Genomic DNA, 12,875 nt, shown 5'->3' with positions numbered 1-12,875 from the left:
ATTAAAAACTAATGGCAAACTCTTTGATCTCATTGCCCCGCTTGATGGTAACGGTGGTTTGTTGTCCTTTATCAAAACGGTTGAGGGCTTGCATGTACGTTTCTACACTGGTTATGAGGTGCTCACCCAGTTGAATGATGACATCACCGGCTTGTACACCGGCTTTTTGAGCAGGGCGGCCATCAATTACACCATCGGCTTTTACGCCTTGTCCGCTAAACGTATAGTCGGGCATAATACCGATAGAAACCTTGAAGCGGCCACCACCCATTTGCTGTTCTTTGGTTTTGGTAAACGCCAGTTTTTCTGCTGCCGGTGTTTGATCGATGATGCGGCTGATGTACTGCACAATCTTGCGGGTACCGCTGTAGTTGATCAGCTGCGCATCGTCGCTGGGCTTGTGGTAATCGGTATGCAAACCGGTAAAGAAAAACAACACAGGCAGGTCTTTGCGATAGAAAGAAGTATGATCGCTGGGGCCGGTGCCGCTGCTGTCTACCTTGATGGTAAAATCTGTTTGCTCATTCATTTTCAAAATGGATGGCCATGCAGGTGAAGTACCAATGCCACCAATGGTAAGCACTTTGCTGCTATCATTCAGTCGGCCCACCATGTCCATGTTTATCATGTAGTTCACCTGCTTTACATCTACCAACGGATGTTCTGTATAAAATTTACTGCCATACAAACCAAGCTCTTCGCCGCTAAAGTGCAGCAAGCAAATAGTTGAAAGATTTGTTGGGTTTTTCTTTCAGCAAACGGGCTACTTCCATGAGAGCAGCTGTTCCACTGGCATTGTCGTCGGCACCGTTGTGTATGGCGGCATCGCCGGTGTGGCGGCTGTTGGCATCTTCGCCATAGCCCAGGTGATCGAGGTGTGCACCCAGTATGATGGTTTGCGCTGCATTGTTGTTGATGATGGCTGCTACGTTAGTACCATTTCTTTGTTGCTGTGTAAATGCCGCTTTTGCTTTTACATGAAAAGAAACACTGGCATCTATCTTGTATTTATGCACAGCATCTTTCTGAATATAAAACACCGGAATGGCCACAGCATCGGAGCGGTCTTTGGCATTGTATTTAATCACTTCTTCGCCGGCAGCGCTGTTGTATACCAGCAATGCGGTAGCGCCTTTTTTGGCGGCAGCCACGGCTTTGTCGCGAATGAGCTGCTCCGGCAGCAGGTGTGGATTGTTTTTGTTGGCTTCGAGGTCTTCTTTCAAATCGTACCACCATGGGCTGCCAATTTCTTGCAGGGCGGCAGCGCTGCTGGCATCAATGGATTGTAAGCCACTCCAGGGCAGCGGAAAATATTCAGTTCCTGCTTTCAGCACTGCATCATCCAATTGCAGTAAGCTGGCATTGGCCATCTTTCCTTCATCTATCACAAACGGCTGTTGATAGCTGCCGTTGTTGGCGCCGGGTATGCCCAGTTGCTTGTAATACTGCTCGATGTATGCAACGGCTTTGGCTTCGCCGGCCGTACCGGTGCGGCGGCCTTCGAGGCTATCGCTGGCCAGTACACCTACAAAAGTTTTGAGGTTATTTTCAATTTGTGTGTTGGCCGCGGCAATGGCTTTGCGTTGTTTTTTGGATTGTGCCAGCAGTTCGGGGCTGGTCATCAGCGCAGCGGCACTCAGCGTACACAAGCAGGCGATACGGGAAAGTTTCATGATCCGAAGCAATGAATGGTTGAGCAGGCAAATGTACAGTGGCGGCCCCGCAGCTGTATGATTCACCTATTTTTTTCAAAACTTTGACTAAACAAGCGGCTTTCCCGTGTGTTTGGTTACCAGCCGGCTTTACCATTCGGTTATTTTTGTACCCTATGAAAATTTTTGGCGCAAAGCTGCTGCTGCTTTTGTGTGGAGGATTCGTTGCACAAGTAGCCTTAGCGCAAACCACACTCATTCGCGGCATTGTGAAAGACAGTCACAATGAAGAGCCCATCCCCTTCGCATCGGTCGAAGTGTATCCTGCCCGCAAAGGCGCAGTCACCGATTCATTGGGCAATTTCAGCATCGACATTACGGGCTATGCTGCCGATTCATTGTTTGTAAGTTATGTGGGCTATTTCCGAAAAGCGTTAGCCATTGCAGAGCTCAATCTGAGCAAGCCTGTCATCATTAATTTAGAAAGAGAAGTATCGGGTGGTGTGTTGGTAAAAACCAAGGCCAACTGGGGCCTCATTTTGTGGCGCAAAGTGGTGCGTCGCAAACCCTACAACGACCGCAGCCGCTTTAGCAATTACAGCTACGAGGTACACAACAAACTGGAGCTCGACCTGAACAAGGTGAATGCAGAAAAGATAAAAGAAATGAAACTGCTGAAGCCTTTTGCTTTTGTGCTGAATAATGTGGATACCACCGAAGCCGGGCCGCCGTTTTTGCCCATTTACCTCGCCGAAACCATCAGTGATTATTGGTACAGCAGCAACCCCAAACGCAGACGGGAAGAAATAAAAGCCAGCAAAACAAACGGCATCGACAACGAGAGTGTAACACGCCAATTGGGCAGCATGTACCAGAATGTAAACGTGTACAACAACTTCATTCCGGTGTTCGATAAGCAGTTTGTAAGTCCGCTGAGCGACAATGGCGATGCATATTACAACTACCGCATTGCAGATACCGTGATGCTCAATGGCCGGCGCTACTACCATTGGTTGTTTTCGCCAAAGCGCAAAGGCGAAAGCACTTTTGAAGGCGATGCGTGGATACACGATTCCACCTTTGCCGTACAGCGTATCCAACTTCGTATTGATGCAACATCCACCGTCAACTTTGTAGAGAACCTGAGCATTTATCAGGACTATCGCCTGATCGACGATTCGCTGTGGTTTTTATCGAAAGACAAATTCATTGCCGATATCTATCCTATTGGTAAAAACAAAAGTGGTATGAAGGGCCGCAAAACCACCACGTACAGAAATGTGCTGGTAAATAATGATGCGGTACTGCAAGAGCTGGCCAAAAATACCTTGCCCGAACAGGTAATAGTATTGCCTGGCTCAGAAGAAAAAAACGAAGGCTTTTGGAGCGATGCCCGACACGAGGAGCTCAATAAAAATGAGCAGGCCATTTACAAAATGATTGACACGCTGCAGCAAATGCCCATCTTCAAAAAGTATTACAACACCGTTTCTTTTTTGACAACAGGATACAAGCCCATTGGCAATTATGAAATTGGTCCGTGGTTCAACTGGATAAGCCTGAATGCATGGGAAGGCCTGCGTACCCGTTTTGATTTGGGCACCACACCGGGCTTCAACAAAAACATGTACCTGCATGGCTATCTGGCCTACGGCTTTGGCGACAAGAAACTCAAAGGCAAAGCGGAGTTGTATTATTTCTTCGAAAAAAATCCGCGGAAGATGCTGCATGTATCTTACCTCAACGATTTAGACAACGGACAGAATTATTATGATGAAGTAAGCCTCGACAACATTTTTACACTAGCCATTCGCAAGCCCGATATTCCCATCAAGTTCATGAAAGTTGAACGGCAGGAAATAGAATATTTTACCAGCAACGAAAAGGGTTGGTCGCTCAAGTTGGAAGCCCGCCGCACCCAATACGAGCCGTTGAAAAATATACCGCTGAAAAACAATTTTACGGGTGGTAAGGGCCAGGCACTCACCAACTTTGAAACCACGGTTGCGGTACGCTTTGCCTATCTCGAACGCTTTTTGAACGGCAACTATTTCCGCACCAAGCCTCGGCAGCGATTATCCCATAGCTGAACTCCGTTATTCCAAAGGTTGGGCTGGTGTGCTCAATAGCAATTATGATTACCACAAGCTCAACTTTCGGGTAAATGGTTATCACAAAGTGGCGCCATTTGGCTCTATCGAATACTCGGCTTATGTGGGCAAAGTGTTTGGCACATTGCCCTACATGCTGCTGGATGTAGCACCCGGCAATGAGATTTATTATTACAATAAATACGCCTTCAACCTCATGAATCGTTTCGAATACATCAACGATCAATATGCAGGCATTGGCTTTGAGCAAAACTTTGGCAGCGGCTTGTTTAAATACATTGGTTTTACAAGAAAAATGAAGCTGCGTCAGTTTTGGAACATCAAAACTTTGTGGGGTAGTTTGAGTGAAGCAAACCGCCAGCTCAACTTTGTGCAGGGCCATCCTTTTCAGGAGCTGCAGGGAAAAACCTATGCCGAACTGGGCACCGGGGTAGACAATATTTTTAAAGTGCTTCGCCTCGATTTGGTGTGGCGATTGGCACCCACTCCATTGCCGCAAAACCGTACGAGTCGCTTTGGGGTATTTGGCAGTTTCCGGCTGGCGTTTTAACCGAAGGGAAAAAATGAAATCCGTGTATCTGTGGCTCAGTTTTTTGCCACGAATTCACGGATTATTTAATCACCGAAAATCTGTTCCATGCTGCAATTCCCCATCCCATGAAATGGTTAGTGGTTTTCGGCAGTGGCAGTCATGTACATTACAGCCGGGTTAACAACAAAACCATTAGTTTAGCAATCTTAAAATTGAATTGATTATGTCTTTATTCAAATCGGGTAACCCTACATTGGGAGAAAAATCTTTTCAGGGCTTGTCGATTGCCGGTTCTGGCGGTGGCGCCATGACAGCCCGTGGCACTATGAACAAGCTTGGCTTTATGATGCTGCTCTTGTTGGGTGCCGCATTGTTTACCTGGAATGCTTTTTACAAAGGCCAACAGGTAACCGGTTATTTGTGGACAGGTGCTATTGGCGGCTTGGTACTGGCACTCATCATGACGTTTAAAAAAGAATGGTCGCCTTACCTGGCTCCTGCATACGCTATTTTGGAAGGTTTGTTTATCGGTGCAATTTCAGCGGTGTACAATTTTGCTTTTGCAGAAAACATGCCCAATATCATTACAAATGCCGTAGGCCTTACCATGGGCACTGCACTGGCTATGTTTTTGCTGTACAACTTCCGCATCATTAAAGCCACAGAGCGTTTTAAGTCAATCATTTTTACTGCTACTGCAGGCATCGCTATTTTCTACCTTATTGTAATGGTGGTGCGCATGTTTGGTGTAGAAATGGATTTTATGCACGACAGCTCAATGCTCGGCATTGGCATCAGCCTGTTTGTGGTAGCCATTGCTGCGCTGAACCTCATCCTCGATTTTGACATGATTGAGCAAGGCGCTGCATACGGTGCACCCAAATACATGGAGTGGTACGGTGCTTTTGGCCTGATGGTAACGCTGGTATGGTTGTATCTCGAAATCCTGCGTTTGCTCAGCCGCTTTAGCAGCAGAGATTAATGCAGTTAATAGGTGTCATAAAAAAACGGTCGCTCATGCAGAGCGACCGTTTTTAATTTGAGAAGTTGTGTCATCTTATTGGCTGATGATGATGCGCTGACCGCCGCCTCCACCACCGGGAGGACGCATGCCTTGAAACTGCTGCTGCATCATTTTCATATACTCCTGACGGGTAATTTTTTTACCTGAAGTGGGTGTTTTCACATTGGCTTTGGCTTGTGTATCTACACTCAGGGCTGTGTAGGTAATGGTGCCTTCATCTACCACCACTTTCAGTATCAAACCGGGCAGGCCAAAGTAGTTATCGGGGCCGGCACTGGTTTCAATATCCTGTGTAAACCAGGCTTCTACTTTTTGCTCAGCAGGAATGTTGAAACGACGTTGCTGATTGCCGCCCTGTGCACTATCACCAGCAGGGCGCTGCTGGCCACCGCCACCGGCATTCATGCGCATGCCACCCATGCCAAAAGCACTGGTTACAGTTGTGGCTTTGTAGCACAGGTATCCGTTAATGGTCATGGTATCTTGCTCCAGCTTCCACTTCATGGGGCGAAGCGTATCGTCAATCAAATATTTTTTGGGGCCCAGCTCACGGCTTTCTACAATCAGTTCCTTTTCATAGTCACGAAAGGTTTCATCGTTGGGGTTGCCGCCGCCAAAGCGAAACATCATGCCACCACGCATGCCACCGCCACCTGCGCCATCGCCGGTGGGCAGCTCGTTGGTTTCTTCAACCACATTTTTATACAACGATTGAGTAGGGTTGAAACTCAGCTCCATTTTGCTGGTCTGAAACTCGGGAATCATGGCCCGCATTTGCTCTGCTTCAGGTGGCAGGCGCTTGTGCATGTTGATTTTTCTTTCATAAATCACCTTGCCTTCTTTTACCTGTGCAGTAGCCGATACCGACACAGCCAGTAAGGCAATGCCTATCCATTTACATTTCATAGAATCAATTTTCACCAAAGCTACACGCCTGCCCCGCACAAAAGGGTTAAGAGTGATGAGTGCGTGGTTAATTTAGGTTAAAGGAATATGCGGCAGGATAACCGGGCGAAATACATTTGATAGACAAACCGATTTTCACTTGACGCAACAACGAAAAATACGTACTGCCGGCTGGCTTATGGTACTTAGCATTGTACTGCTGGTATTGTTTCAGGGTTATTGGCTGCGCAAAACCTACCGCGACGAATACCAGAGCCTTCGCCGTGAGCTGGGCATTGTGCTCCGCGAAACTTCGGTGCGAAGACAACTACAGTTTTTGTCGAACGATTCAACGCGACGCAGATTTGTGTTTGCCGATTCTGGCAACAAAGAACGACGGGCAATTTTCATTACCGATACTGTATTGGGTAAAAAAACCGACGGCCAAATTCAGGTAAGCATCAACCTGCCGCCACCACCCGATTCTGCCCGCCGTACAGGCAGTGTACGCATGGTAGCGCTGGATGCGGAGCGTAGAAATGACAACCGCGACGATTTGTCGACCCTGGTTGTGCATGCACCATTTTTTGGTACTGCCAAAGACTTACCGGCCTTGCAAAAATCGTATGCAAAAGCATTGGATGAAAATGAGCTGGCCTTCCCATTTAGCATTCGGATACTTTCTGCCAAAGAACAACAACAGCGGGAAAATGATCCATCACCCGGCATGCGCCGTGGCCCTTCTATACCCGGCATGAGTATTGTGGCAGCCAGTTTCGAAGGTGCAGTGTGGATGGTGATTCCTAAAATGCTGTGGCCCATCTTTTTTCATTGGCCATGCTCGGCATTACGGTTACTGCTTTTTTGTTTTTGTTCCGAAGCTTGAAAACACAGCAACGGCTGGCATTGCTGAAAAACGATTTCATCAGCAACATGACGCATGAGTTGAAAACGCCGATAGCCACCGTAGGTGTAGCCATCGAAGCATTGAAAAGTTTTCATGCACTCAACGATCCGAAACGTACACAGGAATACCTCGATATATCGGCCGGCGAACTGCAACGGCTTAACCTGCTGGTAGATAAAGTGCTGCGGGTATCGATGTTTGAGCAAGACAAAATGGAGCTGCAACAAACAGTAACAGACCTGACTGCGCTGGCGCAACAAGTAGTAAGCAGCATGCGGTTGCAATTGGAAAAAGCACATGCACATTGTGAGCTGCATGCCGCACCTGCAGTTATGGTAAAAGCAGATGCACTGCACCTGCAAAGTGTGCTGTACAACCTGCTGGATAATGCGCTTAAATACAGTGGCGATCATCCTTCTATCGACATTCACATAAAGCAAACCGACGGCCGTGTGCAGCTACGTGTAAGCGATAAAGGCGAGGGGATACCTGCAGAGTATAGCGATAAAGTATTCGATAAATTCTTTCGGGTGCCGCATGGCGATACGCACAACATTAAAGGCTATGGCCTTGGCCTGAGCTATGTAGCCGAAGTGATTAAAAAACATGGCGGTAGCATTCGGGTAGAGCCGGTGCAACCACACGGAGCTTGTTTTGTGATTGAACTGCAGTCGGCGTAAATTCATACCATGATGCCAACCATTTTATATGTAGAAGATGAAGTCTTTCTGGGCAAGATTGTAAAGGAAACACTCGAGAGCCGCGGCTATGCCGTGGTGATGGAAGACGATGGTGCCAAAGTAATGCAGGCTTATCTAAAAGCTCAGCCCGCTATTTGTGTGCTGGATGTAATGCTACCCAACAAAGACGGATTTACGCTGGCACGGGAAATACGCCAGCAAAATGCCACCGTGCCTATTTTGTTTTTAACGGCCAAAACGCAAACCGAAGATGTAGTGAAAGGTTTTGGTGAAGGTGGCAATGATTATTTGCGCAAGCCTTTCAGTATGGAAGAGTTGATTGCCCGTATCAATAATCTGCTGCAGTTAACCGGACATCAGCCTACAGAAAAAGCGGATGCGGATACCATTGCCATTGGCCAGTATCAATTCAATAAACCCCGGCAGGTATTGCACTTTCAGCAGGAAGAACGCAAACTCTCTTACCGCGAAAGCGAATTGCTGTTGTACTTGTTTGAACACCGCAACCACATCATCGAACGGCGGGATTTGCTGAATGCCATTTGGGGAAACGACAGCATTTTCAACAGCCGTAATCTGGATGTGTACATCACCAAAATCCGCAGCTATCTTAAAGAAGATCCATCGCTGGAAATACTCACCATCAAAGGGGTGGGTTATCGGTTTGTAACGTAGGTTGTTACTGTATTACAAACATTTTTGGGCGGGAAGAACGGTTGTTTTTAACCGTTGTTTTGCGCAGCACAATCCTTCCTTTGTCGGTATTGCTATCCTGAATTTCGGAAATGGTACAGTTGTCAAATTCTCCTTCAAATGCATTGCCTCTGTCGCTTAGTAGCAAATAAGTAATGTTGGCTTTGCTGGCTTTAATTGTTCCACCTGGCCTAAAACAGATTTCTGAATAATTTCCTCCTTCGATTGCTAATGGTTGCTTGCCGCCACTCCAAGCTTTTCCTGAACAGTTGATTAATTTGCCCGAAAGCATTACACCATTACCCGCATTGTAAAAAGTGCTGTTGGTAGCATACACCCACGGTGTGTTTGCACCCACGGCGGTATACGGCCCCATGTTGCTATTGTTGATCATGATATAGCCGGATTTTGGATTGATCATTTCCCATGCAAGCTTTACTTGGAGCAGTTACGCGGTTCATTTCCAAATAACGGGCCGTGTAATAAAACTGCTCATTGCCACCACTAAAATGATGCATGGCCAGCTTGCCGGCTTTTATGCTTGCCACACTATCAAATCGCATACTTACGTTGGGATGAATGTAGAGGTTGTGTGATTCGGAAGTGCTCATTTGTACATTGCGCATATGCAAATATTTGCAGGGCCCGTCTTGCGAAAACACAGCAATAGCAATGTACCGTACATTGAAGGTGCTGTTGAGAATAGTAGTGCCACTCCACGCCAATACACTGTCTTGCTTTTCATCGTACAAGCCACCACGGCTGCTGTTGTAGCCGTACTGTCCGCCGTTGATGTGTACATCATCCAGCGTATTGGTCCACACAAGTTTGGGTTGCGTGTTCGATAAAAATGCACTGCCTTCTGCATGCGATTGCTGCACCGTAAAATGGCTGAAATGATGTACACCACTGCCAACGACAAATAGTTGCTTGTGTTGATTGTAAATTGTAATGCCTGTGCCTTTCAAGGTAAGGTTGCCTTCAATAGTTACAGGTTCGGGCGGCGTTACATCTTTGTCTACAATAGCCACAGCATTTTGCCGGATGGCCTGCTGTATAAACTGGGTAAATGAACCGCGGTAATTACTCCACAGCAACGCTCCGGCATTGGCATTCGCAACCTTGCTTTTTTTGTTGCGCTGTGCCGCACAACCCAGTGTGGCCATCAAACCCACCACTAACAAAACACGACGAATAGAAAGCTGTACCATGGGGCGAATATTTTGCATGATTAACAGCCGCCTATCTTTACTGGTATCTCCGTTGGCTGTTTGTTCAAAGTAAACAATCCTTACATGAATTACGAATTGGTTTATCAAGCCGTTAACCTGTTGGCCCTTGTGGCCTGGCTGTACTTGCTGCTCTTGTATCGCCGCCCCGAAACAACTACGGTACTGGCCGGTACGGTGGTGGCTGCGCTGTGCATTACCTATGCTGTTTGCTTGTATCAAAACCTCGGCCCCACCGATCCGCAATCTTTTCAAACGCTGGCAGGCCTGCAGTCGTTGCAAGGCTCAGCGGGTGCCGTACTCACCGGTTGGATTCATTACCTCGCCTTCGATTTGCTGGCCGGCTTATGGATGGTGGGCAACGCACAACAGCATGGCATTTCCCGTTGGTTGTTGTCGCTGTGTTTGGTTTTTACGTTCATGCTCGGTCCGGTAGGTGTATTGCTTTACTTTGTGGTGCGTTGGTGGCGTACCGGTCAGTATTGGTCAGCACATCATGCGCAGTAAACAACAAGCATGCAGGCAAGTTTTCCCATAGGCGTTTTCGATTCTGGTTATGGCGGGCTCACCGTATTTAAAAGCATGGTGGAGCAACTGCCGCAGTACGATTATGTATACCTGGGCGACAATGCCCGCAGCCCCTACGGCCCCCGCAGTTTTGATACCGTGTACGAATACACCTGGCAATGTGTGCAATGGTTTTTTGCACAGGGTTGTCCGCTGGTGATACTGGCTTGCAATACCGCCAGTGCCAAAGCATTGCGCAGCATTCAGCAAAAAAACTTACCACAGCTGCCCGACCCCAGCCGCAGAGTGTTAGGTGTGATACGGCCCACTACCGAAATCATTGGCCGCTATTCGCAAACAGGCAAAGTGGGCATACTCGGCACCAAGGGCACCGTTACATCCGATTCATACCCGATAGAAATAGCCAAATTCTGGCCGCAATTGCACGTGTATCAGCAGGCCTGCCCTATGTGGGTACCGCTGGTAGAAAACAATGAACACAACAGCGAAGGCGCCGATTTTTTTGTGCAGGAATATTTGCAGCAGCTCATGGCACAATGCCCCGATATTGACACGTTGCTGCTGGCTTGTACGCATTATCCGTTGTTGGAAAACAAGATTCGTCAATACGCCGCACCGGGCACCCGCATTGTAGCACAGGGCGATATTGTGGCCAATAGTTTGGTGGATTATTTGCAGCGTCATCCGGAAATGGCGCAACGCATTTCTACCGGTGGCAGCCGTCGTTTTTTTACCACTGATGATACCCGCAGCTTTGATGAACAAGCCTCCGTTTTTTACGGCGCCGCTGTGCAATCACAACATCTCGATTTGCATGTAGCGGAATAAACGAGTAGTACCAGCAACGATTTGCTGGCAAGCCTTTGCAAAAAATGGTTGATGCAAAATGATTGGTTGAAAACCTGTGGGTACATTCCCTTTTACACCCGTGTTTTCAGCCCCGCCGTCACGTATTTTGTGCCCCCGCTTTTCCATGACGGATACTTTTTTTCAATATCGTTCGCTACAGCAATTGCTGCACCAGTCGCTCAGTATGAAACTGCTGCGGAGTGGCCATGCCGCCATGAGCATTTCGTTTTTACACAAAATGTTCCGGCAGCAAAATGTGTTGCAAATTGATTTGGCGGAGCTCACCCAAAAGCTGGCCGATTACCTGGCCAACCTTGGCTTTTTGGAAGACAGCGAAGAGCAGCAAACGCTGAGCTATATCAGCAGCGATTATTACGAACGGGCCGATACCTACCTCAAGCGCTGGGCCGATGAAGACAACCGTTTCATCTTCATCAACCTCGACGAAAAAACGCATGAGCCCTATGTAACACTCACCCGCCATACCGAAAAAGTATTTCAGGCGCTGGAGCTGCTGCGGGAAAAAGATTTTATAGGCACCGAAAGCAAACTGCTCGATTTGTTTACCAAAGTGCAGGAGCTGGTGCAGCGTACCAACGAAGATCCGGAAGAACGAATCAAAGCACTGCAAGAGAAACGCAGGCAGATTGATGAAGAAATAAAACTCATCAAACAAACGGGTGAAGTACCTGTGTTCGAGCCATGGCAAATTAAAAGCCGCTGGGCCGAAATAGAACGGCTGAGCAAAGAGCTGAGTGGCGACTTCCGCGAAGTGGAAGAAAACTTCAAGGAGATTTATAAAACCATCAGCCACCGCCATGCCGACGCTACGCTGAGCAAAGGCCAGCTGCTGCGCCTTACGTTTGATGCACTCGAAGAGTTGAAAACAAACGATCAGGGCAAAAGCTTTTATGCCTTCTGGGAGTTTTTGATGGATGATGAAAAGCAGCAACAGTTTACCGACATGTTGCAACAGGTGTACGACCTGCTGGACCATACCGACATTACCTACGAAAGCCGCCAGCTGCTGCAACTGAAATACATGCTGCATGCGGCGGGCATTAAAGTGTTGGAAACCAACCAGCTGCTGGGGTACAAGCTCAGCCGTATTGTAGTAGAAAAAGAAAGAGGCAACCGGCGCAAAACCAGAGATATCATCAACCAGATATTGCAGCAGGCCATACAGCAAGCCGACCGCAACGAAAAGAAAGCCCCCATGGCCTATGTAGATGACCGCCCTGATATAAGCCTGCCCATGGACAGGCGCCACGGCGACCGTCCCAGCGACAATGAATTTGGCACAGCACCCAATGCAGCAACCCTCAGCATAGACCAGCTGACGGAATTGCATAAATTGATGGACGATGGCAGCATAGACAAAGTGGTGCTGCAAAGCAACATCAGCAGTATGCTGAAGAAACACAAACAAGTAACACTCAAACAAGTGATAGACAAACATGGCTGTACCCGAGGATTGGCAGAGCTGCTGGCTTACGTGAGCCTGGCCGTACACCTTCGCAATGCCAGCATACAGCCCGACACGATAGAAGACATTTTGTTTGATAAGGCACAACAGAAATACCTGCAGGTGCCGCAAATCATATTTAATTGACAAAGGCTGAAGGCGAAAAGCTGAAGGCCGAGGTTAAGGCCGAGGAGTTTGCAGTTGGCGGTTTGTAGTTGGCAGGAACACCGTGTTCCTCTGTGCAAACCTCTTTTGCCTCTGTGGTTAAAAATAGATGATAGATGACAGATGGTAGATGT

The 12,875-nt window shown here is 47.8% G+C and carries 14 protein-coding genes; 9 read left to right on the top strand and 5 right to left on the bottom strand.

Going from position 1 to position 12,875, the window contains the following annotated elements:
* Window position 1: 1 nt before the first annotated feature.
* Window positions 2-718 (bottom strand): M28 family peptidase, encoded by a 717-nt coding sequence (locus tag GLV81_RS21500; protein WP_157480366.1) that lies wholly within the window; start codon window positions 716-718, stop codon window positions 2-4.
* Window positions 705-1,673 (bottom strand): M28 family peptidase, encoded by a 969-nt coding sequence (locus GLV81_RS18375; protein WP_157480364.1) that lies wholly within the window; start codon window positions 1,671-1,673, stop codon window positions 705-707. Before GLV81_RS18375 ends, GLV81_RS21500 begins: the two co-directional genes overlap by 14 nt.
* A gap of 155 nt (window positions 1,674-1,828) precedes the next feature.
* On the opposite strand from GLV81_RS18375, the gene GLV81_RS18370 reads away from it, so the two are divergent.
* The 3 genes from GLV81_RS18370 (at window position 1,829) to GLV81_RS18360 (ending at window position 5,277) form a co-directional block, all read left to right on the top strand.
* Complete coding sequence (locus tag GLV81_RS18370; RefSeq protein ID WP_157480362.1) at window positions 1,829-3,742, top strand: DUF5686 family protein; 1,914 nt, start codon at window positions 1,829-1,831, stop codon at window positions 3,740-3,742.
* A 28-nt stretch (window positions 3,743-3,770) separates the two neighbouring features.
* On the top strand, window positions 3,771-4,313 hold the full coding sequence (locus GLV81_RS18365) for a hypothetical protein (RefSeq protein ID WP_157480361.1): 543 nt from the start codon (window positions 3,771-3,773) through the stop codon (window positions 4,311-4,313).
* 205 nt (window positions 4,314-4,518) lie between these two features.
* Complete coding sequence (locus GLV81_RS18360; RefSeq protein ID WP_157480359.1) at window positions 4,519-5,277, top strand: Bax inhibitor-1/YccA family protein; 759 nt, start codon at window positions 4,519-4,521, stop codon at window positions 5,275-5,277.
* Between the two features lie 75 nt (window positions 5,278-5,352).
* Here the strand turns inward: GLV81_RS18360 and GLV81_RS18355 are convergent, their stop codons facing one another.
* Entirely contained in the window at window positions 5,353-6,225 is an 873-nt protein-coding gene (locus tag GLV81_RS18355) for a GLPGLI family protein (protein WP_157480357.1), read from the bottom strand.
* 139 nt (window positions 6,226-6,364) lie between these two features.
* On the opposite strand from GLV81_RS18355, the gene GLV81_RS18350 reads away from it, so the two are divergent.
* From GLV81_RS18350 to GLV81_RS18340, 3 genes are read left to right on the top strand one after another with little or no spacing between them, the layout of a single operon-like run.
* Window positions 6,365-7,090, top strand: a complete 726-nt coding sequence (locus tag GLV81_RS18350; RefSeq protein WP_157480355.1) for a hypothetical protein — start codon at window positions 6,365-6,367, stop codon at window positions 7,088-7,090.
* Window positions 7,018-7,791 (top strand): sensor histidine kinase, encoded by a 774-nt coding sequence (locus tag GLV81_RS18345; RefSeq protein ID WP_197428756.1) that lies wholly within the window; start codon window positions 7,018-7,020, stop codon window positions 7,789-7,791. The genes GLV81_RS18350 and GLV81_RS18345 overlap by 73 nt, the downstream gene beginning before the upstream one ends.
* A 9-nt stretch (window positions 7,792-7,800) precedes the next feature.
* A complete protein-coding gene (locus GLV81_RS18340) occupies window positions 7,801-8,487 on the top strand; it encodes a response regulator transcription factor (RefSeq protein ID WP_157480351.1) in 687 nt (228 codons plus the stop codon).
* Between the two features lie 4 nt (window positions 8,488-8,491).
* Here GLV81_RS18340 and GLV81_RS18335 read toward each other — a convergent pair whose 3' ends face one another.
* Both GLV81_RS18335 and GLV81_RS18330 read right to left on the bottom strand, forming a co-directional pair.
* Window positions 8,492-8,899, bottom strand: a complete 408-nt coding sequence (locus GLV81_RS18335; RefSeq protein WP_157480349.1) for a hypothetical protein — start codon at window positions 8,897-8,899, stop codon at window positions 8,492-8,494.
* Entirely contained in the window at window positions 8,886-9,716 is an 831-nt protein-coding gene (locus tag GLV81_RS18330; protein WP_157480347.1) for a hypothetical protein, read from the bottom strand. The genes GLV81_RS18335 and GLV81_RS18330 overlap by 14 nt, the downstream gene beginning before the upstream one ends.
* A gap of 84 nt (window positions 9,717-9,800) precedes the next feature.
* On the opposite strand from GLV81_RS18330, the gene GLV81_RS18325 reads away from it, so the two are divergent.
* The 3 genes from GLV81_RS18325 (at window position 9,801) to GLV81_RS18315 (ending at window position 12,723) form a co-directional block, all read left to right on the top strand.
* Window positions 9,801-10,241 carry an ABA4-like family protein gene (locus tag GLV81_RS18325; RefSeq protein WP_157480345.1) on the top strand — a complete coding sequence of 147 codons (441 nt, stop codon included), beginning with the start codon at window positions 9,801-9,803 and terminating at the stop codon, window positions 10,239-10,241.
* A 9-nt stretch (window positions 10,242-10,250) separates the two neighbouring features.
* Window positions 10,251-11,090 (top strand): glutamate racemase, encoded by an 840-nt coding sequence (gene murI, locus GLV81_RS18320; RefSeq protein WP_157480343.1) that lies wholly within the window; start codon window positions 10,251-10,253, stop codon window positions 11,088-11,090.
* Window positions 11,091-11,235: 145 nt separating this feature from the next.
* A complete protein-coding gene (locus tag GLV81_RS18315) occupies window positions 11,236-12,723 on the top strand; it encodes a DUF3375 family protein (protein ID WP_157480341.1) in 1,488 nt (495 codons plus the stop codon).
* Window positions 12,724-12,875 lie beyond the last annotated feature (152 nt).

The organism is Phnomibacter ginsenosidimutans, from assembly GCF_009740285.1.
Classification (GTDB): domain Bacteria; phylum Bacteroidota; class Bacteroidia; order Chitinophagales; family Chitinophagaceae; genus Phnomibacter; species Phnomibacter ginsenosidimutans.
Note: the sequence above shows the minus strand (reverse complement) of the source record. Positions and strands in the feature narration are given on the sequence as shown.

Coding starts and splice junctions, on each gene's coding strand:
- GLV81_RS18335 (WP_157480349.1), bottom strand. CDS start 8,899: ATGATCAACAATAGCAACATGGGGCCGTATACCGCCGTGGGTGCAAAC.
- GLV81_RS18315 (WP_157480341.1), top strand. CDS start 11,236: ATGACGGATACTTTTTTTCAATATCGTTCGCTACAGCAATTGCTGCAC.
- GLV81_RS18355 (WP_157480357.1), bottom strand. CDS start 6,225: ATGAAATGTAAATGGATAGGCATTGCCTTACTGGCTGTGTCGGTATCG.
- GLV81_RS18360 (WP_157480359.1), top strand. CDS start 4,519: ATGTCTTTATTCAAATCGGGTAACCCTACATTGGGAGAAAAATCTTTT.
- murI (WP_157480343.1), top strand. CDS start 10,251: ATGCAGGCAAGTTTTCCCATAGGCGTTTTCGATTCTGGTTATGGCGGG.
- GLV81_RS18340 (WP_157480351.1), top strand. CDS start 7,801: ATGATGCCAACCATTTTATATGTAGAAGATGAAGTCTTTCTGGGCAAG.
- GLV81_RS18330 (WP_157480347.1), bottom strand. CDS start 9,716: ATGGTACAGCTTTCTATTCGTCGTGTTTTGTTAGTGGTGGGTTTGATG.
- GLV81_RS18375 (WP_157480364.1), bottom strand. CDS start 1,673: ATGAAACTTTCCCGTATCGCCTGCTTGTGTACGCTGAGTGCCGCTGCG.
- GLV81_RS18370 (WP_157480362.1), top strand. CDS start 1,829: ATGAAAATTTTTGGCGCAAAGCTGCTGCTGCTTTTGTGTGGAGGATTC.
- GLV81_RS18325 (WP_157480345.1), top strand. CDS start 9,801: ATGAATTACGAATTGGTTTATCAAGCCGTTAACCTGTTGGCCCTTGTG.